This is a genomic window from Streptomyces sp. NPDC048606, from assembly GCF_040650855.1.
Taxonomy (GTDB): Bacteria; Actinomycetota; Actinomycetes; order Streptomycetales; family Streptomycetaceae; genus Streptomyces.
Genome location: NZ_JBEZIB010000002.1, coordinates 213,175 through 234,520 on the forward strand (window position 1 = coordinate 213,175; position 21,346 = coordinate 234,520).

The following is a 21,346-nucleotide window of genomic DNA, read 5'->3' on the forward strand; positions in this document are numbered from 1 at the left end:
CCCCGCCGCTCACGCCGGGCCTGGCCCCGCGCCGCGCTGTTTGTAGAGGCTGATGCTCACTGTCCGGTTCTCCTCGACCGTGGCCTCGACCTTGCCGGCCAGTGCCGACAGGACCGTCCACGCGAACGTGTCCCGCTCGGGGGCCCGTCCGTCCGTGGTCGGCGCGGAGACGGTCACCTCCAGCGAGTCGTCCACGAGACGGAAGACGCAGCTGAGGACGGAGCCGGGCACGGCCTGCTGGAGCAGGATCGCGCAGGCCTCGTCCACCGCGATGCGGAGGTCCTCGATCTCGTCGAGGGTGAAGTCCAAACGCGCCGCGAGACCGGCCGTGGCCGTTCGCAGCACAGACAGGTAGGCACCCGCAGCCGGCAGCCGGACTTCCACGAAGTCCTGGGTCCCGGGCTCGCCTGCGATCTGGGACACCCTCACCTCCAAGGTGGTACGAGCTCTGTTCGCCGGTGACGCTATCGCGATCCGGGTGATCGTGTCGCGGCACCCCTCATGACGCCCGATTCAGGGCACCCCAGGCCGGCCGTGCCTCCGTCCGGTGACTGATGGTAAGCCCACGGGTACGCACAGTGGCTAGGGGTCTGCGGGCCCAATTCGGGGGAACCGGCGGAGGGTTGACCTACCCCCGGTTCAGACGATCGAACCGTCGACAAAACACCAGCGCCAGGTCTCTCCCGGCTCGAAGCTCCGCATCACCGGATGCCCGGTCTCGTGGTGGTGTGCGGTGGCGTGCCGGTGGGGGGAGGAGTCGCAGCAGGCCACGTACCCGCACCCCAGGCACATCCGCAGTTGCACCGGATGACTTCCGATGGCCTCACATTCCGGGCACGTCGGCCCATGCGGGACGGGCTCGGGGCGCGGCAGTTCTGCAACGTGGGTGCACTCGCTCATGATGGCCAGCGTACGACCGGCCGACGGATGGGGATGATCACCGATGGAGGTATTGCCGCTGGTGGCGCTCGTGGCGGGGAGCGCGGCCGTGGCCGGGTTCGCCCGCCGCACGCCGGTTCCGGCGCCGCTGTTGCTGGTCGCGGCCGGTCTGATCGCCGCGTACCTGCCGGGCGTGCCGCAGTACGCCCTCGACCCGCACATCGTGCTCCCCCTGCTGCTCCCGCCGCTGCTGCACACGGCCGCGGTGGACAGCTCGTACCTGGACCTGCGGGCCAACGCGCGGCCGATCGCGCTGCTGTCGGTGGGCTACGTGCTGTTCGCGACGCTGGCCGTCGGGTACGTGGCGTACCTGCTGGTGCCGGGCCTGTCGCTGCCGGTGGCGCTGGTGCTGGGGGCGGTGGTGGCCCCGCCGGACGCGGTCGCGGCGACGGCCATCGCCCGCCGGTTGGGGCTGCCGAACCGGGTGACGACCATCCTCCAGGGGGAGTCGCTCGTCAACGACGCCACCGCCATCACCGCCTACAAGGTGGCGCTGGCGGCGGCGGTCGGGGTGGGCGCGGGGTGGGCCGGCGGGCTCGCGGAGTTCCTGCTCGCGTCCGTGGGCGGCGTCGGGGTGGGCCTGCTGCTGATGGTGCCGATCCACCAGCTGCGCAAACGGCTGAAGGAGCCGCTGCTGCAGAACACGCTCTCGCTGCTGATCCCGTTCGTGGCGTACGCGGTGGCGGAGCGGGTCCACGCGTCCGGGGTGCTGGCGGTGGTGGTGGTCGCGCTGTACCTGGGGCACCGCAACTGGCAGGTCGACTTCGCCACCCGGCTCCAGGAGGAGGCGGTGTGGCGGGTCGTCGCCTTCGTCCTGGAGTCGGTGGTGTTCGCGCTGATCGGGCTCCAGCTGCCGGTGGTGCTGAAGGGGCTCGGCGCGTACGAGGGGATCGCGGCGGCCTGGTACGCGGTCGTGGTGTTCCTCGCGGTGGTGGCGGCGCGGTATCTGTGGGTGTTCCCGGCGACGTTCGTGCCCCGGTGGGTGTCGCGGCGGATCCGTGAGCGGGAGCCCGACACCGACTGGAAGGCCCCGGTCGTCGTGGGCTGGGCGGGGATGCGCGGGGTGGTCTCGCTGGCCATCGCCTTCTCGGTGCCGATCGGCGTGCCGCACCGCAACCTGATCCTCTTCCTCACCTTCACGACCGTCATCGGCACGCTCGTGGTGCAGGGGCTGACCCTGCCGCCGCTGATCCGGGCGCTCAGGCTGCCGGCGCGGGACGCGCGGGCCGAGACCCTGGCGGAGGCCCAGGCGCAGAGCCGGGCCTCGCGGGCGGCGGAGGAACGGCTCGCGGAACTGCTGGAGGACCCGGCGAACAGCACGCTCCCGCCGCCGTTGGTGGACCGGCTGCGCTCGGTGCTGGAGCGGCGGCGCAACGCGGTGTGGGAGCGGCTGGGGGAGGTCAACCCGGTCACGGGGGAGTCGGCGGACGACGTGTACCGGCGGTTGGCGCGGGAGATGATCGGCGCCGAGCGGGAGGTCTTCGTCACCCTGCGCGACCAGCGGCACATCGACGACGAGATGCTGCGGGCCCTGTTGCGCCGACTGGACCTGGAGGAGGCGGCGGCGTACCGGGAGGAGTCGCCGTGACCGGCCCTACGGGCGGCCCGTGACGACGGCGACCAGGGTGGTGCCGCGGGGGAAGGCGCCGGAGGAGGTGAGGGCGGTCAGGGCCCACAGCAGCTTGGCCACGTAGATCCGCTCGACGGGGAGGCCGTGGCGGGACTCGAAGTCGGCGGCGAACTCCTCCAGCGGTCGGGGGACGCGGGCGTAGCCGCCGTGGTCGAAGCCCTCGGCCAGGCTCCAGTCGCCGGCCGGGCCGCCGAAGGCCCGGCTCTGGAGGGAACGTATCTCCGCCTCCAGGAAGCCGCCCGCCAACACGGGTACGCCGAGAGCCCGCTGCCCGGGGGCGAGGCCCGCCGCGAGTCCGGCCAGGGTCCCGCCCGTGCCGCAGGCCACCGCGACGACGTCGCCCGCGTCCCGCAGCTCGCGGCCGAGCTCCGCGCAGCCGCCCAGGGCGAGGGCGTTGCTGCCGCCCTCGGGGATCACGTACGCCCCGACCGCGTCGGCGGCCTCCAGCAGGCGGGCCAGGGTCGCCGGTTCGGCCTTGTGGCGGTACTCCGTCCGGGTCACGAAGCGCAGCCGCATGCCGTCCGCGGCGCAGCGGGCGAGGGAGTCGTTGAGCGGCCGGTCGGCCAGCTCGTGCCCGCGGACGACGCCGGTGGTGCGCAGTCCGAGCAGCCGCCCGGCGGCGGCGGTGGCCCGCAGGTGGTTGGAGTAGGCGCCGCCGAAGGTGACGAGCCCGTCGTGGCCCGCCTCCAGCGCGGCCCGCAGATTGGGGGCGAGCTTGCGCCACTTGTTCCCGGGCAGCTCGGGATGGACGAGGTCGTCCCGCTTCAGCAGCAGGCGGACGCCGTGCCGCTCGAACCGCTCGTCATGGATCTCCTGCAACGGGGACGGCGGGCGCGGCTGCAAGAGCACGTCAAGGTTCGCGGGGCGGTTCACCCGTTCATTGTGGGACGCTCCCGTCCTCGCCGTCGCACGTCAGAGCCCCGCCCACACGATTCGGGTCGTGTGGGCGGGGCCGAAGCCGGCGCGCTGGACTGTCTTGCTCGCCGTCGCCCAGCGGGCCGGGGTCTACGTCTCGCGAGTGACGCGCGCGTGATCCGTGAACACCCGCCTGAACAGGTCGTGCCCCGTCCGCCCGGCGTGCCGGAGCGCCCAGTCCTGCGCGTCCGCCTGTTCGTCGTGGGCGCCGGACTCGGCTCCACAGCTCTCGGTGACACAGAACGCCTCGTAGGTCACCCCGCCTTCCGGGACGTGCCGGATGGTGTGGGGGATGTAGCGCAGCACGGCGCGCGTCATCGGCTCACCTCCGTGTGGGGGTGCCGGCGGATCTCGACGTTGCAGTCCACGACCCCCGACCGGTCCCGAAGCCGGTAGCACTCGGTGCGCTGTACGACCAGGGCAGCGCAGACGTCGCACGTCGGGTCGGCCGGATCGGGATCAGGCACCGGAAACGGATCACGTTGTTCGACCTGCTGCCACAGTCCCCGCACCATTCCGGATCCCTTCGTACCTCGCTGGTACCGGGATCGTCGCCGTGATGATCAGGACGGGGGAACCTCGTACGTTTCCCACTTCGGGACGTCCTGCGGCATGCAGAACGTCCCTATGCAGAACGAGCGGTTAAGGGCCCTGATGGCATCCGGCGGCTGGACTCATGCATCGTTGGCAAGCGCCACGGGCGTCGATCCGAAGAGTGTCGAACGCTGGGTCAACCTCGGGCGCACCCCACGGCGGGCAACGGCGCTGTTGGCTGCCGAGACACTGGGCGAGGACGTCCACGCACTGTGGCCGGCGCTGAGACAGGCACGTGCCGCGCGGGCCGTCAGCCCCGAACTGGTGGCGCTGTACGACCAGCGAGCGGACCTTCCCGTCTCCGTGTTCGTGGACCTGCTGACGACAGCTCGCGAGCGGATCGATGTGCTGGTCTACGCAGCGGTGTTCCTGCACGAGGCGTATCCGCGCCTGAACGACCTTCTTCGGGAGCGCGCGGCGGACGGCTGCACGGTCCGGATCGCCATCGGTGACGCGGACAGCGAGAACGTCCGGCAGCGTGGACAGGAAGAGAGGTTCGGGCACGGCATCGAATCCCGCTGCCGTCTCGCCCTCATGCACTACCGACCGTTGGCCGACGTTCCCGGCATCGAGCTGCGAACGCACAGCACGACCCTCTACAACAGCCTGTACCGGGCGGACGGCGAAGTCCTGGTCAATGCCCACGTCTGGGGTGTGAACGCGTACGGTGCGCCCGTGTGGCACCTTCGCCGTCACGAAGCCGGGGGCATGTTCGACACCTACGCCGACAGCTTCAACGCGGTGTGGGAGACGGCCCGTCCCGTGGAGGAGTGACCCGATGGCCCGGACCGAGTACTACGACGATCCCCACGCTCCCGCGCCCAACAGCATGGTCGTGGCAGCCTCAGCCGTCGTCACGGACGACCAGGGCCGCATCCTGCTGCAACGGCGCCGCGACAACGATCTGTGGGCTCTCCCCGGCGGTGGGATGGACCTCACGGACTCCCTCCCCGGAACGGCCGTCCGAGAGGTCAAGGAGGAGACGGGCCTCGACGTGGAGATCACGGGGCTGGTCGGCACCTACACGGACCCGAAGCACATCATCGAGTACAGCGACGGCGAGGTCCGCCGCCAGTTCAACGTCTGCTTCACGGCCCGCATCACCGGGGGCACGCCGGCGATCTCGGACGAGAGCACGGAACTCCGCTTCGTGGAGCCGGCTGAGCTGGGGGCCCTGCCCATGCACCACACCCAACGCCTGCGAGTGCAGCACTTCTTGGAGAGCCGCCCCGCCCCATACCTTGGGTAGCGGGTTCCGGCAGACCCCAACAGGGCGTTGGGGGGGCCTTCCCACGGTCGTTCTCGGGCCCTGGGTCACACGTTGTCGCCGGCCAGACCACAGGTAGGCGCTCAAAAACGGGCGTGCACCCGGAGCGTGTCTGTCGTGCTGGGGCCGGGATCGCCAGGCGCGGCGAACCGCTCGTCGGGGATCTCGACGAGCGGTGACGCGGGGCGCGGGGACAGTTCGGGGTGGGGCACGGACCCGTTGTCCGGTGGGGCGGGCGGGCCGGCGGGTCAGGGCTTCAGGATCTCCGCGACGCGCTCGCGCATCGAGTCCATGGTGAAGCCCACCGGGTCGATCTTGCCGGGTTGCCATTCGCGGTGGCCGATCACCGAGCGGGCGGTCCAGCCGTGGACGCGGCAGACGGCCGCCGCCGCGCGGGCGATGGCGTCGAGCTGGACGGCGGGCCAGGGGTCCTCGCCGTTGCCGAGGTTCTCGCACTCGAAGCCGTAGAAGTGGCGGTTGCCGTCGACGTTCGCCTGGTTGTCCGGGGGGAGGCGCTTCTCGGCGATGACGGCGGCCAGGACGTCGGAGTCGCCGGCGCCCGCGTGGTTGGTGCGGCCGTAGCCGACGAGGTGGATCCGGCCGTCCTTGGTGATGACCCCGTGGCACAGGGGTCCGGGCAGGGCGCTGGAGCCGTCGCGGCACAGGGCCACGGTGTAGGCGGCGCCGCGGGTGACGGTGTGGTGGACCATCACCCCGTGTACGGGGCCCCAGGGGCCCTTGTGGTTGCGGTTGCGGGTGCGCCAGGCGCCGACCTCGACGACGGTGAGGTCGGCGCCGCGCAGGGCGTTGATGAACCGGGTCGCGGACATGGGTGCGGACACGGGCCCTCCTTCACGACACGGGACGGACACCGTATGTGTGCGTACCGTTACGTTCCGGTGTAGCGGAGGGAGGTGTTCCGCGCCTAGGGCGGGTTTCGGCCGGCCGTCAGGCGGAAGCCAGCCACAGGTCGGGTCCGAACACCTCGTAGTGGATGTCCGCCGCCGCCACCCCCTTGTCCAGGAGCTGCGCGCGCACCGCGCGCATGAAGGGGAGGGGGCCGCACAGGTAGGCGTGGGTGCCGGGGGCGACCGCGACGTCCGTCAGGTCCACCCGCCCGGCGAGGTCGCCCGGCTCGGCCCCGGCCTCGTACCAGAAGTGGGCGCTCGCGTCGGGGAGCTTGTGGGTCAGGGCGCGGTGGTCGGCGCGCAGGGCGTGCTCGCCGGGCGTGCGGTCGCCGTGCACGACGGTGACCGGGGAGGCGTGTCCGGTCTCGGTGAGGTGCTCCAGCATCGAGAGCATCGGGGTGCAGCCGATGCCGGCCGAGGCGAGCAGCACCGGCGCGGTCGACTCCCGGAGCGTCAGGTCCCCGTACGGGGCCGAGACGCGCAGGGTGTCGCCGGGGCGCACGGCGGCGTGCAGGTGGTTGGAGACCTCGCCGTCGGGGCCGCCGGCCGCCGGGCCGTGGACCCGCTTGACGGTGACGGCGCGGAGCGGGGCGCCGGGGGAGGAGGAGAGGCTGTACTGGCGGATCTGGCGGGCCCCGTCGGGGAGCTCGACCTGCACGGAGACGTACTGGCCGGGCAGGGCGCGCGGGAGGTCGCCCCCGTCGGCCGGGGCGAGGTGGAAGGTGGCGACGTCCGGCGTCTCCTCGATCCGGGCGGTGACGGTCCACTGCCGCCACACGTCGCCCGCGAGGACGCGCTGTTCGGCGTAGAGGCGCTCCTCGATGGCGATGAGGGCGTTCGCCATCAGCCAGTAGACCTCGTCCCAGGCCTCGGCGACCTCGGGGGTGACGGCCTCGCCGAGGATCTCGACGATGGCGGCGAAGAGGTGGGTGTGGACGACCGGGTACTGCTCGCGGGTCACGCCCAGGGAGGCGTGTTTGTGGGCGATCCGCCCGAGCATCACGTCGGGCCGGGTGTCCGGGTGCTCCAGGAGCCGGCCCGCGAAGGCGGCTATGGAGCCGGCGAGGGCCTGCTTCTGGAGCCCGGCGTTCTGGTTGCCCCGGTTGAACAGGTCCCGGAGCAGCTCCGGGTGGGCCGCGAACAGCTTCTCGTAGAACAGCTCGGTGATGTCGCCGATGGCCGCCCCGACGGCGGGCAGGCTGGCGCGTACGGTCGCGGCCGACTTCTCCGAAAGCATGGGTGCTCCTCGTTCCTCGTCTAATTGGTATGACAGATTCATATTCAAGGGCGTGCGGAGGTGCCGTGGCAGGGCGTAAATCTGTTCGGGTGCCCTCGCGTTCCGCTCGGAAAGGGCCGGCGGGGTCGCCGTGGGCGAACCTATTCGGCCATCCGGTCCCCGGGATCGACCCGCGGGGCGCCTGCGCCCGAGAGGGCGAGGAGTACGGGCCCCGTCGGGGCCGCCACCAGCTCGTTCACCGTCAACGGGTCCAGTGCCGCGTAGAAGGCCTCCTGTGCGCGCCGCAGCGCCCCGCGCAGGACGCACGCCCCGCGCAGCGGGCACGGGACGGCGCCGTCGCAGTCCACGACGTCCCCCGCGCCCTCCAGCTCGCGCACCACCCCGCCCACCGAGGCCGCGCGCCCCGCGGGGGTGAGGGCGAGACCGCCGCCCCGCCCGCGGCGCGCCTCGACCAGGCCGAGATGTTGCAGCCTGGCGACCACCTTGGCCGTGTGGGTGTACGGGACCTCCATGCTCGCCGCGACGTCGCGCGTCGTCGGGAGGTCCGTCTCCTCGACGGCCAGGCGCATCAGGACGCGCAGCGCCAGGTCGGTGAATCGGGTCAGCCGCATGGCCTCAGCGTAGAAAACTTGCATCGCAGATACAAGTTAAGCGTCGACGGGGTTCGCGCCGGCCGGAACCGATGGGGTGGAGGGGCCGCCGGGCGAAGAAGTCGGGCCAAGCAGGATGCCCACACCCGTACGGAGTAGTCCCACCCTTTTGTGTAATGGCCACGCCACGTCACGGGCCGGCAGCGTTCCGTCCGCAGTCCATGGAGTGATCGAAAGGGAAAGACATGTCGGTCCAGGCGGGTTCCGAGTCCGAAGCCCAGACACCGCAGCGCAGTCTCGGTACCTCGGCAGCGCGGAACTTGGCAACCACGACCAAGTCCGTGCCGCAGATGCAGGAGATCACCTCCCGGTGGCTCCTGAAGACGCTCCCGTGGGTCTCGGTGCAGGGCGGCACCTACCGGGTCAACCGCCGACTGACGCACACCGTCGGCAACGGGATCGTCGAGTTCGTCAAGACCGGCACCCAGGTCCAGGTCATCCCCGCCGAACTCGGCGAACTGCCCCTGCTGCGCGGCTACGAGGACGAGGAGGTCCTCACCGAACTCGCCGCCCGCTGCCGCCAGCTCGACTTCGAGGCCGGCCAGGAGCTCACCTCCTTCGGCAGCCCCTCCGACCAGGTCTTCCTCCTCGCCCACGGCCGCGTCGAACAGATCGGCCCCGGCCCCTACGGCGACGACGCGGTCCTGCGCACCGTCGCCGACGGCGCCTTCTTCGGCGAGGACTCCCTCGCCGAGGAGGAGGCGATCTGGGAGTACACGGCCCGCGCCGCCACCGCCGGCACCGCCCTGGTCCTCACCCGCCAGGACTTCCGGCTCCTCGCCGACCGCGTCGACTCCCTGCGCGCCCACGTGGACAGCGCCCGGGCCACCCCCGACCGGCGCACCAACCCCTACGGCGAGGCGGCGATCGACCTCTCCGCCGGCCACGAGGGCGAGGCCGTCCTCCCGGGCACCTTCGTCGACTACGAAGCCCGTCCGCGCGAGTACGAACTCTCCATTGCACAAACGGTCCTGCGCGTCCACACCCGCGTCGCCGACCTCTACAACCACCCCATGAACCAGACCGAGCAGCAGTTGCGGCTCACGGTCGAGGCGCTGCGCGAGCGCCAGGAGCACGAGATGCTCAACAACCGCGGCTTCGGGCTCCTCCACAACGCCGACTACGACCAGCGGATCCAGCCCCACGACGGCGCCCCCACCCCGGACGACTTCGACGCGCTGCTGTCCATGCGCCGCGACTCCAACCTGTTCCTCGCGCACCCCAAGGCCATCGCCGCCTTCGGCCGCGAGTGCAACAAGCGCGGCCTCTACCCCGAGACGATCGACGTCGCCGGGACCCGGGTGCCGGCCTGGCGCGGGGTCCCGATCTTCCCGAGCAACAAGATCCCGATCAGCGACGCCCGTACGACCTCCATCCTGTGCATGCGCACCGGCGAGTCCGAACAGGGCGTGATCGGCCTGCACCAGCCCGGCATCCCGGACGAGATCGAGCCGAGCGTGTCCGTGCGGTTCATGGGCATCAGCGAGCAGGCGATCATCTCCTACCTGGTCACCGCCTACTTCTCCGCCGCCGTCCTGGTGCCGGACGCGCTCGGCGTCCTGGAGAACGTCGAGATCGGACGATGGCGCTGATGAGCGCGCACACCCTCGCCCGGGGCGAGGGGCAGGAGGCGTCGGTCCTGCTGGAGCGGACCAGGGGAGCGGTCGACCCGGAACTGCGCCGGGCCGTCGAGAGCCTGCCCGGCGGCATGCGACGGGTGGCGATGTACCACTTCGGCTGGGAACGGGAGGACGGCGGTCCGGCCCAGGAGGGCGCGGGCAAGGCCATCCGGCCGGCGCTCGTCCTGGCCTCGGCCCGGGCGCTGCGCCCCGCCGCTTCCGGGACCGCCGAGGAGGCCGTCGAGGCCGCGGCGGTGCGGGGCGCGGTGGCCGTGGAACTGGCGCACAACTTCACGCTGCTCCACGACGACGTCGTCGACAAGGACGTCCGCCGCCGCGGCCGACCCACGGCCTGGACCGTCTTCGGCACCGCCGACGCGATCATCACCGGCGACGCCATGATGGCCCTCGCCCTGCGGCTGCTCGCCGAGGATCCGCACCCGGCCTCGGCCCGGGCCTCCGCCCGGCTCGCGGCCTGCATCGTCGAACTGTGCGCGGGGCAGCAGGCGGACTGCGCCTTCGAGGTGCGTCCGGACGTCTCGCTCGACGAGTGCCTGACCATGGCCACGGCCAAGACGGGGGCGCTGCTCGGCTGCTCCTGCGCGGTGGGCGCGCTGTACGCGGGGGCCGGGGCCGAGGAGGCCGACGCGATGGACGCCTTCGGCCGCGAGGCGGGCATCGCCTTCCAGCTGATCGACGACCTGATCGGCATCTGGGGCGACCCGGTCCACACCGGCAAGCCCGCCGGGGCCGATCTGCTGGCCCGCAAGAAGTCCCTGCCCGTCGTGGCCGCCCTCACCTCGGGCACCGGGGCGGGTGAGGAACTGGCCGCGCTCTACGCGGGCCCGATGAGCGGGGACGACGTCACCCGCGCGGCCCGCGCGGTGGAGCGCGCCGGCGGGCGCGACTGGGCCCAGGCCCACGCGGCCGACCGGATGGGCCGGGCGGTGCAGGAGCTGTCGCGGGCCGTACCCGACCTCGCGGCGGCCGACGGGCTGCTGGCGCTGGCGGAGTTCGTCACCCGCCGCACCCGGTGACGGCCGCGAGGTGACGGCCGCCCGGTGACACCGGGCGACGGTCGCCCCGCGACGGCCGTGCGCCCCCGATCGCGCGGCGCCGCCGACCGTCCTCGGCGGCGTCGTTCGCGGCAGGCTCGTTCCGGCAGCGTGAGGGCGCCGGAACGGGCCTTTCCGCGTCGGTGCGTCAACTCTAGGATCACACCCGGTTGTTGACGTCCGAGTGGAGGGTGTGACCCGTGGTGCTGGAGATACGTCAGGCGGACCGGTCGGAGCGCGACGAGGTCGCGCGGCTGCTGGACGAGGCCTTCCGGGACGACCCCGTGAGCGGCTGGGTCTTCCCCGACCCGGAGCACCGCGCCGCCGTGCACGGCCGCTTCCTCGGGGTGTTCGTGGACGTGGCCCTCGCGGAGGGGCGGATCGACCGGGCGGCGGACGGCTCCGCGGCGGCGCTGTGGCTGCGGATCCCCGCCGGCGAGCCGGAGGGCGAGGACGAGATCCCCGCGAAGATGCGCGCCGTGGCCGATCCGGACAACGAACGCTGCGAGCTCGTCGGCCGGCTCACCGGGGCGGTGCACCCGACGGCCGAGGAGCACGAGTACCTGCTGATGATCGCCGTCGAGCCGGGCCGTCAGGGGGAGGGGCTGGGGACGGAGCTGATGCGTCCGGTGCTGGAGCGCTGCGACCGCGACGGCGTCCCGGCGTACCTGGAGGCGAGCAGCGAGCGCAGCCGGCGGTTGTACGAGCGGCTCGGCTTCGCGTTCACGGGCGAGGCGGTGCGGCTGCCGGAGGGGCCGCTCATGTGGCCCATGTGGCGCAAACCGCGCGGCTGATAAAAGCCCTTGGTGAAGTACTTCAGGTGAAGTACTTTGACTGGCGTGCACCGGAGCGGTGGCACGGTCGAACGGAAGAGAATCGCTTGCGCAGGCTCACGTACTTCATCGCGACGACGGTCGACGGGTTCATCGGTGCCCCGGACGGCGACGCGGACTTCATCTACCCCTACGTGGACGCGGAGTTCATCGAGCACCTCAGGGCCGAGTACCCCGAGACCGTCTCCGGCGCCGGACGCGCGCAGCTCGGGATGGACGGGCTCCCGCCCCGCCGCTTCGACACGGTGGTGATGGGCCGCGGGACCTACGAGCCCGGCCTCAAGGCGGGCATGACCAGCCCCTACGGCCACCTGCGCGAGCAGTACGTCGTCTCGCGCTCCCTCACCGAGTCCCCGGACCCGGCCGTGCGGCTGATCAGCGGCGACGTGGTGGCGGCGGTGCGCGAGCTGAAGGGCAGAGACGGGCTCGACATCTGGCTCTGCGGCGGCGCGGACCTCGCCGGTCAGCTGGTCGACGAGATCGACGAGTACATCGTCAAGACCTACCCGCTCGTCGTCGGCACCGGCATGCCCATGTCCCGCGCCGGCTTCGGCGTCCGGCCCCTGGAGCTGACCGGCTGCACCGTCCTCGGCGGCGGCCAGATCGTCACCTCCTACGCCGTGAAGCGCTGACCCGCCACACGCGCGAAACCGGCCTACCGTGGAGGTATGGCCGGTGAACAGCAGCACGTGCGGGAGACGGTCGCACCGCGGGCCGGACACGAGAGATACACGTGTCCGGCCTGCGGGCGTGCCGTGGATACGGTCGTCAGTCGACGCAAGTCGCTCGGGATCTTCGTACCGGACTGGCACGCGGGTCCCTGTCACAACCCGGAATGCCACCGCTACCTCGCCCCCGAGGGGGTGGGCCGGGTGCCCTCCGGCGAGGGCGCCTGACGCGCCGCGGCGGCCGACCCCGGCCGGCCGCCGCGACGAACCCGTCGACTAGCCCTTCGAGCCCAGGCCCGAGGCGGCGAAGCCGTTGGCCCACAGCTGGTTGACGCGCGAGCGCTCGGCGCTGTTCGGGGTGGCGTTCGTGCAGGAGGTGCCCGGCCCGCCGCCCGACATCAGCTCGCTGCACGGACCCGAGTAGTGGTCCGGCAGGCCCAGCACGTGGCCCGTCTCGTGCGAGGTCACGCGGGTGGAGTTGTACTGCTGGTTCTGGCGGTAGTCGAGGAAGATGTAGCCGCGACCGTGGCCGTCCGTGCTCGCGTACGAGCCGCGCGAGTCGTTGCCCTCGCGGTAGGAGAAGCTCCCGCCGGAGGACACCTCCTGGAGCTTCACGTTGGTGACCGAGCTGTTCCAGATGCGGGTGGAGTTGGCTATCTGGGTGCGGAAGCTGGGCGCGCTGCGGGTGTTGTAGGTGACGGTGACCACGGCGGCGCCGGGGTTCGCGGCCCGCTGCTCGGCGACCGAGCGCTGCACGGCGTCGAAGAAGGCGCGGTTGGCGGCCTGGTTCTCCTGGGAGCTCTCGTACGCCGCGTACCCGGCGGCGAGTTCGGCCGGGGCGGCCGTCGTGGCGGTGGCCGTCGGGGCGAAGCCGACGAGGGCGGCGGCGAGGCCCAGTCCGACGGTGGCGGCCGTCATGGGCATACGGAAGGGGCGCATGTGGGGGTGCTCCTACTCGTCCGGTGCGGTGGGGGGTGGTGGTTCGGTACCGGAGTCTGCGGGAGCCGACGGCGCGCGGGGATGATGTCAGCGCCCGATAGCACACACCTATCGGGGAGTTTTCGGTGAGATTTACCACGGGCAACTGGCGTGAGAATGGCGGGATTCGGGGGGCTATAGGCGACTGGTGCGGTCCACCGGCCCCGTCCTACCCTCGGGGCATGGAGCTCGAGGTGAGGCACCTGCGCGCGCTGTGCGCCATCGCCGACGCCGGCAGCCTGCACAAGGCGGCGCGGCAACTCGGTGTCAGCCAGCCCTCGTTGACCACGCAGTTACAGCGGATCGAACGGGCCCTGGACGGCGAGCTGTTCCTGCGCGAACGCACCGGATGTCGGCCGACCCCCTTCGGGCGCGCGGTGCTCGGCCGCGCGCGACCGCTGCTCGCCGACATGGCGGCGCTGGTCGCCGAGGCGCGGGCGGCGGCGCACGGCCCCAGGCTGCGGATCGGTTCGACGGCCAGTCGCGCCCTGCCGGGCTGGCTGCGGCGGCTGCACCGCAGGGAGCCGGAGACGGAGACCTCGCTGGTGGTCGACGTGTCGGCGAACGCCCTGCTGCGGATGGTGGCGTCCGGGCAGTTGGACGTGGCCTTCGTGCACGAGGTGGAGGGCAGTCCGCTGCGGGTGCCCGAGGGGCTCCAGATGCGGGTGTTGATGGAGCGCGAACCGCAGTTCGTGTCCATGTCGCGCGACCACCCGGCCGCGCGCTCGCCCGTGGTGGCGTTAGAGGACCTGGCCGAGGACCGCTGGACGGTGGACCCCTCGGTCGACGGCGAGTGGGACGGCCTGCGCAGGGTCTTCGCCGGCGCCGGGCTCGATCCGCCCGTGCTGCACGCCGACTACCACACGGCCACCTCCCTGATCGTCTCCGGCGAGGCCGTCGCCCCCTGCCAGCCCACCTCCGGCCCGCGCGACGACATGGCGATCCGGCCGCTGTCGGGCGACCCCCTCGCCGTGCGGTTGCTGCTGGCGACCCGTCCGGGGGCGCACGCCGAGGTCTACCAGGACCTCCGCGCCGCCTACCGCGAGGCCGCCCTCGGCACCCCGCCGTACCGGGCGTGGCTCCACCACCACGCGAGTCCGCTGCTGGCGGCCTGAGAGCGCCTTCCGAGCCCGACCCGAGCCCCCGACCCGGCCCGGACCCCGACCGGGGTCCGGGCCGTCGTCGTGCCCGCGCCGGGACGCGTACGGCCGACGGGGGGAGGTTCCCGGACATCGGGCCGGTTGCTTGACTTCCCCCGACCGCGATATATCGTGTTGTTCATAAGACGCGATATGTTGCGTGCGTCAGCCCACGAGGAGGAGCAGCACCATGGCAGAGCAGACGACGTGGTCCGTCGCGGCACCGCAGAAGCTCACCTTCGAGGAACCGATCACCGACCTCCGCGTCCGCATCGTCGGCGGCGTCGTCAACGTCGTCGCGGCCGAGGACGGGCCGGCCCGCCTGGAGGTCGCCGAGGTAGACGGCCCGCCCCTCCACGTGGTCCAGGAGGGCGGCGTCCTCACCCTCTCCTACGAGGACCTGCCCTGGAACGGCTCCCAGGGCCTGCGCAAGTGGTTCGAGAGCAAGCCGTGGAAGGCCTGGTCCGGCGCCTCCGAGGACGGCCGCAAGGCGTGGGAGCGCAGCGTCACCGTCACCCTCACCGTCCCCGCCGCCACCCACGTCCAACTCGCGGCCGTCAGCGCCGCCACCTTCGTCTCCGGCATCTCCGGCGGCACCGACGTCAACGGCGTCTCGGGCGACGCGACCCTCGTGGCCCTGTCCGGCCGGGTCAAGGCGCACACCGTCTCCGGCAGCGTCGAGGCGCAGTCCGTCACCGGCGAGTTCGGCTTCCACTCCGTCTCCGGCGGCCTGACCGTGGTGGACGGCTCCGGCGGGAACGTACGCGCCGACTCGGTCAGCGGCGACATGCTCATCGACCTCGCCCCCGACCCGGGGGCGGCCCGGCCGGTGGACATCTTCCTCAACTCCGTCTCCGGACAGGTCGCGATCCGCCTCCCGCACCCCGCCGACGCCAAGGTCGAGGCCAACACCGCCACCGGCGGCGTCTCCAACGCCTTCGAGGACCTGCGGGTCTCCGGCCAGCTGGGCGCCAAGCGGATCACGGGCACCCTCGGCACCGGCGCCGGCACCCTGCGCGCCACGACCGTCTCCGGAGCCATCGCCCTCCTGCGCCGGCCCCAAGCCGACGCCGACGCCGCCACCCCGCTCCAGCTCGACAAGAAGGTGCTCTGACATGCCGCCCGTCTTCGCCCACGGCCGCCTCCGCCTCTACCTGCTCAAGCTGCTGGACGAGGCGCCGCGCCACGGCTACGAGGTGATCCGCCTGCTGGAGGAGCGCTTCCAGGGCCTCTACGCGCCCTCCGCGGGCACCGTGTACCCGCGCCTGGCCAAGCTGGAGGCCGAGGGGCTGGTCACCCACGCCACCGAGGGCGGGCGGAAGGTGTACTCCATCACCGAGGCGGGCCGCGCCGAACTGGCCGACCGCGGCGGCGAACTGGCCGACCTGGAACTGGAGATCCGCGACTCGGTCTCCGAACTGGCCGCCGAGATCCGCGACGACGTCCGGGGCGCCGCCGGGGATCTGCGCCGGGAGATGCGGGCCGCCGCCGCCTCGGTGACGGCCACCCCCGTCGAGGACGACTCCTGGAAGGCGGCCAAGGAGGAACTGCGCAAGGCGCGCGTGGAGTGGAAGGAACAGGCGCGCCGGGCGAAGGACGAGAGCCGCCGGGCCCGCGAGGAGGCGCAGGCGGCCCGCCGGCAGGCGAAGGAGGCCCAGGACCGGGCCCGCGAGGAGGTCCAGCGGATCGCGGCCCAGCTCCAGGAGCAGTTCTCGAAGTCGAGCGGGGTCCTGGGGAGCCTGGCCGGCGCCTGGCTGGGCGGCGGCAGCGGCCCCGCGGCGCCGGATCCCGCCGGGGCGGGTGCCGCCGAGACGGCGAGCGCCCCCGGACCCGCCGGAGCGGGCTGGGCCGAGGACCTCACCCCCTCCGCCGACCCTGCGCGGGACCTGGACCGGCTCCTGGACCGCTTCCGCGACGACGTCCGTGACGCGGCCCGCGACCACGGCGTGAACCCGGCCCAGCTGGCCGAGGCCCGCGCCCACCTCGCGGCCGCCGCCGCCCGCATCGAGGCGGGCCTGCGCCCGGGAGCGTAGGCCCACCGGCCCGTCCCCCCCCCCCCCGGCGTCGGGTGCGCGGGCCCGCGGGCGCCCGTGTCGGGGTTCCCGTCAGGCCGCCAGGCCCGGTTCGGAGGCGGCTCGGCGAGGCGTGGGCCGGGCCGGCCGGGCGTGACCTGGGGTGTCGCGCCGGTCGTGGGGTTTTCGTCAGGCCGCCAGGGTCGTTTCGGCGGTGTCGTAGGTGATCCCCTGGTCCGCGAGGACCTCGCGGACGCTGCCGGGGCGGGCCAGCAGGGCCAGCACCAGGTGCGGGGTGCCGATGCTCCGGTCGCCCCGGCCCAGCGCGATGCGCAGCGAGGACTCCAGCGTCTTCTTCGCGCCCTCGGCGAAGGGGACGTGCCGGTGCTCCGACTCGGGGCGGCCCAGCGCCGAGCGCAGCGAGGAGCCGAGGGTGCGCCGGCGCGGCGCGGGGGAGTCCAGGGCGCCCGCGCCGTGGGTCTCCTCGACCCGCTCGACGATCCGCGCGAGGTCGATGCCGAGCCCCGCCAGGGCCTGCTCGTCGGCGCGCGAGAGACCGCCCCGACGGCGGGCCGCCGCGAGGGCGCCCGCCACCGTCGCCCGGTCCACGCCGAGCGGGTCCAGGGCGCCGAGGTCGAGCAGGGAGAGCATCAGGTGCTCCTCGGTGACCGTGGCGGCCCCGGCGCGCCTGGCCTCGGCCACCGCCCCCACCACCGTCTCGCGGGCGTCCTTGGTGAAGCGTTCGAACATCACAGCCTCCCGTACTTCTTGTGCACGGCCTGCCGGCTGACGCCCAGCTCGGCCGCGATCTCCTGCCAGGACCAGCCCCGCGCGCGGGCGGCTCGCACCTGCACCGCCTCCAGCTGTTCGAGGAGTCTGCGCAGCGCGGCCACGGAGCGCAGGCCCACGCGCGGGTCGGGGTCTCCGGCCTGTTCGGCGAGATCGGTGGCTTCCGTCATGCATGTCAATCTAGGTTGACAACGGGAGAGGTGTCAACCCTGATTGACAAGCGGGCGTGACGGGCGTTCGGGTGCGACGGGCGGCACCCGTACGCCGACCCCGACTCAGACCTTGAGGACCACCTTGCCGAAGAGGTCGCCGGACTCCAGCTTCGCGAAGCCCTCGCGCGCCCGGTCCAGCGGCAGCACCTCGTCGATCACGGGGCGCACCCCGGTGGCGGCGCAGAAGGCGAGGAGGTCCTCCAGCTCGTCCTTCGAGCCCATGGTCGAGCCGACCACCTTCAGCTCCAGGAAGAAGATCCGGGTCAGCTCGGCGTGCGCCGGCCGGTCGCCGCTGGTCGCGCCCGAGATGACCAGGGTCCCGCCGGGGCGCAGGGACTTGACCGAGTGCGACCAGGTGGCGGCGCCGACCGTCTCGATGACGGCGTCCACCCGCTGCGGCAGCCGCGCGCCCGGCTCGTACGCCTCCAGCGCGCCCAGCTCCACGGCCCGCTCCCGCTTGGCGGCGTCGCGGCTCGTGGCGAAGACCCGCAGGCCGGCCGCGCGACCCAGGACGATCGCGGCGGTGGCCACGCCCCCGCCCGCGCCCTGCACCAGCACGGAGTCGCCCGGGCGCACCCCGGCGTTGGTGAACAGCATCCGGTAGGCGGTGAGCCAGGCCGTCGGCAGGCAGGCGGCCTCCTCGAAGGAGAGCTCGGCGGGCTTGGGCAGCACGTTCCAGGCGGGGACGGTGACCTGCTCGGCGAAGGTGCCCTGGTAGCGCTCGGTGAGGATGGAGCGGGGCTCGTCCGGGCCGACCCCGTGGCCGCTCTGGCCGATGACGGAGTGCAGGACGACCTCGTTGCCGTCCTGGTCGACCCCGGCGGCGTCGCAGCCGAGGATCATGGGCAGTTTGTCCTCGCCGAGGCCCACCCCGCGCAGCGACCAGAGGTCGTGGTGGTTGAGGGAGGCGGCACGGACGTCGACGGTCACCCAGCCGGGGCGGGCCACGGGGGCCGGGCGCTCGCCCAGCGTGAGGCCGTTCAGCGGCTGGTCGCGGTCGATTCGGGAGGCGTAGGCAGCGAACATGCCGCCAGACGCTACCGCCCGGTAGGCCCGCCGGCCAGGGGTGACCGTCGGGGCGGCGTCGGGGCGGGCGCAGCGGCCGGCGCAGGGGCCGGCGTCGCGGCCGGCGGGGCGGGTCCGGACGCGCGAAGGCCCGGCCGGAGATCACTCCGGTCGGGCCTTCGTGCGTACGGGCTCGTGCGGTCCGGCGCGCCGATCAGACGAGGCGGGCCACGCCGTCGGCCTTCGCCGCCGCGGCGACGGCGGCGGTGACGGCCGTCGCGACGCGCTCGTCGAAAGGCGAGGGGATCACGTAGTCGGCGGCGAGCTCGTCACCGACGACGCCGGCGATGGCGTCGGCGGCGGCGATCTTCATGCCCTCGGTGATCCGGGTCGCGCGGACCTTCAGGGCGCCCGCGAAGATGCCCGGGAAGGCCAGCACGTTGTTGATCTGGTTCGGGAAGTCCGACCGACCGGTCGCCACGACGGCCGCGTACTTGTGCGCGATGTCGGGGTGGACCTCGGGGTTCGGGTTGGCCATGGCGAAGACGAAGGAGTTCTTCGCCATGGAGGCCACCGCCTCCTCGCCGACCGTGCCGCCGGAGACGCCGATGAAGACGTCCGCGCCCGCGAGGGCCTCCTCCAGCGTGCCGTTCAGGCCCGTCTTGTTCGTCAGGCCCGCGATCTCCGCCTTGACGTCCGTCAGGTCGGAGCGGTCCGCCGAGACGACGCCCTTGCGGTCGGTGACGCACACGTCGCCGATGCCCGCGTCCACGAGGATCTTGGCGATCGCGATGCCGGCGGCGCCGGCGCCCGCGATCACGGCCCGCAGGTCGCCGAGGGTGCGACCGGTGAGCTTCGCGGCGTTGCGCAGCGCGGCCAGCGTGACGATGGCCGTGCCGTGCTGGTCGTCGTGGAAGATCGGGATGTCGAGCGCCTCCTGGAGGCGCCGCTCGATCTCGAAGCAGCGGGGCGCGGAGATGTCCTCCAGGTTGACCCCGCCGAAGGACGGCGCGAGACGCACGACGGTCTCGATGATCTCGTCCGTGTCCTTGGTGGCGAGCGCGATCGGAACCGCGTCGACACCGCCGAACTGCTTGAAGAGGATGGCCTTGCCCTCCATCACGGGGAGGGAGGCCTCGGGCCCGATGTCACCGAGTCCGAGCACGGCCGTACCGTCGGTGACGACGGCGACCACGTTCGACTTCCAGGTGTACTCGTTCACGAGCTCGGGCTGCTCGGCGATGGCGGTGCACACCTTCGCCACGCCGGGGGTGTACGCCAGGGACAGGTCGTCCTTGTCGTTCACCGGCACCGTGGCCTGGATGGCCATCTTTCCGCCCCGGTGCAGTGCGAACACCGCGTCGGGGTTGTTGTCCGTCGCGCTGTCGCTGCGAGGGTTGACGATCTCCGCTGCCACTTCGTGTGACCCCTTAGGTCCTTTGAATCGTTGAGGGTGGCCACTCCTGGTTAAGAAGTGGGCGGGCACCGCGTCCGTACTCCGCATCGACGGTTGGCCCGTCTCCGCGAAGGGGAGGTTCGTACGCGCGGGCACGCCGCACGCGCGCCCTGAGCCCCGGATGAGGGGTGTAAGGATCTGTTCTACCGGAAGAACGCTCACCCAGACGAGTCGATTCCTGCTCGACCATAGGCTGCTTGTCCTGTTTTTGGCTAAAAGTCCAAAGCTCTCTGTCCACTGGGCGAGACGCACCGTAAAAAGTGCTCCCAAAAGGGCTGGTCACAGCGTTTTGTGCGGCCCCGAGAGCCGTTCCCCGCAGGGCTGTTGGGTCTACGCGGGCACCCGTTATCTGATTTTGACCTGACGGGCAGCCTGAATGCGTCAGTCCGAATGGCAAGATGCCGTAATCACACAAGGTCGCGACACTCGATGGTGCGTGCCCGACCTGTCTCGGATGCTTTTCCACCCCTGTCGGAGGAACCAGCTCATGACCGCTAGCACCACCCGTCGTACGACCGCCGCCCGGTCCCGGATCGCCGCGGTCGGCGCGATCGCGGTCGCCGGCGCCCTGATCCTCACCGGCTGTGGCGACCAGACCGACAGCGGTTCCGCCACCAAGGAGAAGACCAGCGACGCTCCGCTGTTCTCCAAGCTGCCCAAGAAGATCCAGGACGCGGGTGTCATCAAGGTCGGCACCGACGCGGCCTACGCCCCCATGGAGTTCACCGAGGGCGGCAAGATCGTCGGCGTCGACCCCGACATCGCCGACGCGCTCGGCAAGCAGCTCGGCGTGAAGTTCCAGTTCACCTCCGGCACCTTCGACGGTCTGATCACCTCGCTGGAGACCGGTCGTCAGGACGTCGCGATGTCCTCGATCACCGACAACAAGAAGCGCCAGGAAGGCCTCGACGACAAGGGCGCCAAGATCGGCAAGGGCGTCGACTTCGTCGACTACTTCTCCTCCGGCCTCTCCCTCCTGGTCAAGAAGGGCAACCCGGACAACATCAAGTCCCTCGACGACGTCTGCGGCAAGACGGTCGCCGTCCAGCGCGGCACCATCTACGAGGACACCTTCAAGGCCCAGGCCGAGAAGTGCGGGGACAAGAAGCTCACCATCGAGGCCTTCGACACCGACGCCGAGGCGCAGACCCGCGTCAAGGCCGGCGGCGCCGTGGCCGACCTCAACGACTTCCCGGTCGCCGCGTACATCGCGAAGACCTCGGGCGGCGGCAACGACTTCGAGGTCGCCGGCCAGCAGGCCGACGTGGGCCTCTTCGGCATCGCGGTCTCCAAGGAGAACACGCAGCTGCGCGACGCCCTCAAGGAAGCCCTCGACGCCATCATCAAGGACGGCTCCTACGCCAAGGTCCTGGAGAAGTGGAACGTGAAGGACAGCGCCGTGCCGTCCGCCACGGTCAACGCAGGAAAGTAAGACCGAGC

24 protein-coding genes are annotated in these 21,346 nt (G+C 72.2%); 12 read left to right on the plus strand and 12 right to left on the minus strand.

Annotated features, from left to right (window positions below; genetic code table 11):
• Nucleotides 1-9 precede the first annotated feature (9 nt).
• Together AB0D01_RS03060 and AB0D01_RS03065 are read right to left on the minus strand one after the other, a co-directional pair.
• Nucleotides 10-423, minus strand: coding sequence for an anti-sigma regulatory factor (locus AB0D01_RS03060; protein WP_008741530.1), 414 nt, complete (start codon nucleotides 421-423; stop codon nucleotides 10-12).
• Between the two features lie 216 nt (nucleotides 424-639).
• Nucleotides 640-900, minus strand: coding sequence for a UBP-type zinc finger domain-containing protein (locus tag AB0D01_RS03065; RefSeq protein ID WP_363053224.1), 261 nt, complete (start codon nucleotides 898-900; stop codon nucleotides 640-642).
• Between the two features lie 43 nt (nucleotides 901-943).
• Between AB0D01_RS03065 and AB0D01_RS03070 the strand changes: the two genes are divergently transcribed.
• On the plus strand, nucleotides 944-2,527 hold the full coding sequence (locus AB0D01_RS03070; RefSeq protein WP_363053225.1) for a Na+/H+ antiporter: 1,584 nt from the start codon (nucleotides 944-946) through the stop codon (nucleotides 2,525-2,527).
• 6 nt (nucleotides 2,528-2,533) lie between these two features.
• Here AB0D01_RS03070 and AB0D01_RS03075 read toward each other — a convergent pair whose 3' ends face one another.
• Complete coding sequence (locus AB0D01_RS03075) at nucleotides 2,534-3,442, minus strand: pyridoxal-phosphate dependent enzyme (RefSeq protein WP_363053226.1); 909 nt, start codon at nucleotides 3,440-3,442, stop codon at nucleotides 2,534-2,536.
• 132 nt (nucleotides 3,443-3,574) lie between these two features.
• On the minus strand, nucleotides 3,575-3,802 hold the full coding sequence (locus tag AB0D01_RS03080) for a hypothetical protein (RefSeq protein WP_363053227.1): 228 nt from the start codon (nucleotides 3,800-3,802) through the stop codon (nucleotides 3,575-3,577).
• Nucleotides 3,803-4,111: 309 nt separating this feature from the next.
• On the opposite strand from AB0D01_RS03080, the gene AB0D01_RS03085 reads away from it, so the two are divergent.
• The gene (locus AB0D01_RS03085; protein WP_363053228.1) at nucleotides 4,112-4,852 is read left to right on the plus strand and encodes an XRE family transcriptional regulator; all 741 of its coding nucleotides are present in this window, start codon (nucleotides 4,112-4,114) and stop codon (nucleotides 4,850-4,852) included.
• 4 nt (nucleotides 4,853-4,856) lie between these two features.
• Nucleotides 4,857-5,327: an NUDIX domain-containing protein gene (locus AB0D01_RS03090; protein ID WP_363053229.1), complete on the plus strand. Its 471-nt coding sequence runs from the start codon at nucleotides 4,857-4,859 to the stop codon at nucleotides 5,325-5,327.
• A gap of 266 nt (nucleotides 5,328-5,593) precedes the next feature.
• Here AB0D01_RS03090 and AB0D01_RS03095 read toward each other — a convergent pair whose 3' ends face one another.
• The 3 genes from AB0D01_RS03095 to AB0D01_RS03105 form a co-directional block, all read right to left on the minus strand.
• Nucleotides 5,594-6,187, minus strand: a complete 594-nt coding sequence (locus tag AB0D01_RS03095; RefSeq protein WP_363053230.1) for an N-acetylmuramoyl-L-alanine amidase — start codon at nucleotides 6,185-6,187, stop codon at nucleotides 5,594-5,596.
• Between the two features lie 106 nt (nucleotides 6,188-6,293).
• The gene (locus AB0D01_RS03100; protein WP_363053231.1) at nucleotides 6,294-7,490 is read right to left on the minus strand and encodes a globin domain-containing protein; all 1,197 of its coding nucleotides are present in this window, start codon (nucleotides 7,488-7,490) and stop codon (nucleotides 6,294-6,296) included.
• 140 nt (nucleotides 7,491-7,630) lie between these two features.
• Nucleotides 7,631-8,101, minus strand: coding sequence for an Rrf2 family transcriptional regulator (locus tag AB0D01_RS03105; protein WP_363053232.1), 471 nt, complete (start codon nucleotides 8,099-8,101; stop codon nucleotides 7,631-7,633).
• Between the two features lie 224 nt (nucleotides 8,102-8,325).
• Here AB0D01_RS03105 and AB0D01_RS03110 point away from each other — a divergent pair, with 224 nt between their 5' ends.
• The 5 genes from AB0D01_RS03110 to AB0D01_RS03130 all read left to right on the plus strand — a co-directional run bounded on the left by AB0D01_RS03110 (nucleotide 8,326) and on the right by AB0D01_RS03130 (nucleotide 12,543).
• Nucleotides 8,326-9,732, plus strand: a complete 1,407-nt coding sequence (locus tag AB0D01_RS03110; RefSeq protein WP_363053233.1) for a family 2B encapsulin nanocompartment shell protein — start codon at nucleotides 8,326-8,328, stop codon at nucleotides 9,730-9,732.
• Complete coding sequence (locus tag AB0D01_RS03115) at nucleotides 9,723-10,796, plus strand: family 2 encapsulin nanocompartment cargo protein polyprenyl transferase (protein WP_363053234.1); 1,074 nt, start codon at nucleotides 9,723-9,725, stop codon at nucleotides 10,794-10,796. Before AB0D01_RS03110 ends, AB0D01_RS03115 begins: the two co-directional genes overlap by 10 nt.
• Before the next feature lie 218 nt (nucleotides 10,797-11,014).
• Nucleotides 11,015-11,608: a GNAT family N-acetyltransferase gene (locus tag AB0D01_RS03120; RefSeq protein WP_363053235.1), complete on the plus strand. Its 594-nt coding sequence runs from the start codon at nucleotides 11,015-11,017 to the stop codon at nucleotides 11,606-11,608.
• 86 nt (nucleotides 11,609-11,694) lie between these two features.
• A complete protein-coding gene (locus tag AB0D01_RS03125; RefSeq protein WP_363053236.1) occupies nucleotides 11,695-12,279 on the plus strand; it encodes a dihydrofolate reductase family protein in 585 nt (194 codons plus the stop codon).
• Nucleotides 12,280-12,315: 36 nt separating this feature from the next.
• Nucleotides 12,316-12,543: a hypothetical protein gene (locus tag AB0D01_RS03130; RefSeq protein WP_363053237.1), complete on the plus strand. Its 228-nt coding sequence runs from the start codon at nucleotides 12,316-12,318 to the stop codon at nucleotides 12,541-12,543.
• 48 nt (nucleotides 12,544-12,591) lie between these two features.
• On the opposite strand, the gene snpA is transcribed toward AB0D01_RS03130, so the two are convergent.
• Nucleotides 12,592-13,254, minus strand: a complete 663-nt coding sequence (gene snpA / locus AB0D01_RS03135; RefSeq protein ID WP_363053238.1) for a snapalysin — start codon at nucleotides 13,252-13,254, stop codon at nucleotides 12,592-12,594.
• Nucleotides 13,255-13,475: 221 nt separating this feature from the next.
• On the opposite strand from snpA, the gene AB0D01_RS03140 reads away from it, so the two are divergent.
• The 3 genes from AB0D01_RS03140 to AB0D01_RS03150 all read left to right on the plus strand — a co-directional run bounded on the left by AB0D01_RS03140 (nucleotide 13,476) and on the right by AB0D01_RS03150 (nucleotide 16,465).
• Nucleotides 13,476-14,408: a LysR family transcriptional regulator gene (locus AB0D01_RS03140; RefSeq protein ID WP_363053239.1), complete on the plus strand. Its 933-nt coding sequence runs from the start codon at nucleotides 13,476-13,478 to the stop codon at nucleotides 14,406-14,408.
• A 214-nt stretch (nucleotides 14,409-14,622) separates the two neighbouring features.
• On the plus strand, nucleotides 14,623-15,546 hold the full coding sequence (locus AB0D01_RS03145; RefSeq protein WP_363053240.1) for a DUF4097 family beta strand repeat-containing protein: 924 nt from the start codon (nucleotides 14,623-14,625) through the stop codon (nucleotides 15,544-15,546).
• A gap of 1 nt (nucleotide 15,547) precedes the next feature.
• Nucleotides 15,548-16,465, plus strand: a complete 918-nt coding sequence (locus AB0D01_RS03150; RefSeq protein ID WP_363053241.1) for a helix-turn-helix transcriptional regulator — start codon at nucleotides 15,548-15,550, stop codon at nucleotides 16,463-16,465.
• 168 nt (nucleotides 16,466-16,633) lie between these two features.
• Here AB0D01_RS03150 and AB0D01_RS03155 read toward each other — a convergent pair whose 3' ends face one another.
• The 4 genes from AB0D01_RS03155 to AB0D01_RS03170 all read right to left on the minus strand — a co-directional run bounded on the left by AB0D01_RS03155 (nucleotide 16,634) and on the right by AB0D01_RS03170 (nucleotide 19,867).
• Entirely contained in the window at nucleotides 16,634-17,194 is a 561-nt protein-coding gene (locus AB0D01_RS03155) for a Clp protease N-terminal domain-containing protein (RefSeq protein ID WP_363053242.1), read from the minus strand.
• Entirely contained in the window at nucleotides 17,194-17,403 is a 210-nt protein-coding gene (locus AB0D01_RS03160) for a helix-turn-helix domain-containing protein (protein ID WP_363053243.1), read from the minus strand. Before AB0D01_RS03160 ends, AB0D01_RS03155 begins: the two co-directional genes overlap by 1 nt.
• 105 nt (nucleotides 17,404-17,508) lie before the next feature.
• Nucleotides 17,509-18,471 (minus strand): zinc-binding dehydrogenase, encoded by a 963-nt coding sequence (locus AB0D01_RS03165; RefSeq protein WP_363053244.1) that lies wholly within the window; start codon nucleotides 18,469-18,471, stop codon nucleotides 17,509-17,511.
• Between the two features lie 193 nt (nucleotides 18,472-18,664).
• On the minus strand, nucleotides 18,665-19,867 hold the full coding sequence (locus AB0D01_RS03170) for an NADP-dependent malic enzyme (RefSeq protein ID WP_363053245.1): 1,203 nt from the start codon (nucleotides 19,865-19,867) through the stop codon (nucleotides 18,665-18,667).
• A gap of 526 nt (nucleotides 19,868-20,393) precedes the next feature.
• Here AB0D01_RS03170 and AB0D01_RS03175 point away from each other — a divergent pair.
• Nucleotides 20,394-21,338, plus strand: a complete 945-nt coding sequence (locus AB0D01_RS03175) for an ABC transporter substrate-binding protein (protein ID WP_363053246.1) — start codon at nucleotides 20,394-20,396, stop codon at nucleotides 21,336-21,338.
• Nucleotides 21,339-21,346: the final 8 nt, after the last annotated feature.

Excerpts from the sequence above, each read along its gene's own strand:
- AB0D01_RS03065 (WP_363053224.1), bottom strand. The coding sequence starts at position 900 with ATGAGCGAGTGCACCCACGTTGCAGAACTGCCGCGCCCCGAGCCCGTC.
- AB0D01_RS03070 (WP_363053225.1), top strand. The coding sequence starts at position 944 with ATGGAGGTATTGCCGCTGGTGGCGCTCGTGGCGGGGAGCGCGGCCGTG.
- AB0D01_RS03080 (WP_363053227.1), bottom strand. The coding sequence starts at position 3,802 with ATGACGCGCGCCGTGCTGCGCTACATCCCCCACACCATCCGGCACGTC.
- AB0D01_RS03085 (WP_363053228.1), top strand. The coding sequence starts at position 4,112 with ATGCAGAACGAGCGGTTAAGGGCCCTGATGGCATCCGGCGGCTGGACT.
- AB0D01_RS03090 (WP_363053229.1), top strand. The coding sequence starts at position 4,857 with ATGGCCCGGACCGAGTACTACGACGATCCCCACGCTCCCGCGCCCAAC.
- AB0D01_RS03100 (WP_363053231.1), bottom strand. The coding sequence starts at position 7,490 with ATGCTTTCGGAGAAGTCGGCCGCGACCGTACGCGCCAGCCTGCCCGCC.
- AB0D01_RS03105 (WP_363053232.1), bottom strand. The coding sequence starts at position 8,101 with ATGCGGCTGACCCGATTCACCGACCTGGCGCTGCGCGTCCTGATGCGC.
- AB0D01_RS03110 (WP_363053233.1), top strand. The coding sequence starts at position 8,326 with ATGTCGGTCCAGGCGGGTTCCGAGTCCGAAGCCCAGACACCGCAGCGC.
- AB0D01_RS03115 (WP_363053234.1), top strand. The coding sequence starts at position 9,723 with ATGGCGCTGATGAGCGCGCACACCCTCGCCCGGGGCGAGGGGCAGGAG.
- AB0D01_RS03130 (WP_363053237.1), top strand. The coding sequence starts at position 12,316 with ATGGCCGGTGAACAGCAGCACGTGCGGGAGACGGTCGCACCGCGGGCC.
- snpA (WP_363053238.1), bottom strand. The coding sequence starts at position 13,254 with ATGCGCCCCTTCCGTATGCCCATGACGGCCGCCACCGTCGGACTGGGC.
- AB0D01_RS03140 (WP_363053239.1), top strand. The coding sequence starts at position 13,476 with ATGGAGCTCGAGGTGAGGCACCTGCGCGCGCTGTGCGCCATCGCCGAC.
- AB0D01_RS03145 (WP_363053240.1), top strand. The coding sequence starts at position 14,623 with ATGGCAGAGCAGACGACGTGGTCCGTCGCGGCACCGCAGAAGCTCACC.
- AB0D01_RS03150 (WP_363053241.1), top strand. The coding sequence starts at position 15,548 with ATGCCGCCCGTCTTCGCCCACGGCCGCCTCCGCCTCTACCTGCTCAAG.
- AB0D01_RS03155 (WP_363053242.1), bottom strand. The coding sequence starts at position 17,194 with ATGTTCGAACGCTTCACCAAGGACGCCCGCGAGACGGTGGTGGGGGCG.
- AB0D01_RS03160 (WP_363053243.1), bottom strand. The coding sequence starts at position 17,403 with ATGACGGAAGCCACCGATCTCGCCGAACAGGCCGGAGACCCCGACCCG.
- AB0D01_RS03165 (WP_363053244.1), bottom strand. The coding sequence starts at position 18,471 with ATGTTCGCTGCCTACGCCTCCCGAATCGACCGCGACCAGCCGCTGAAC.
- AB0D01_RS03175 (WP_363053246.1), top strand. The coding sequence starts at position 20,394 with ATGACCGCTAGCACCACCCGTCGTACGACCGCCGCCCGGTCCCGGATC.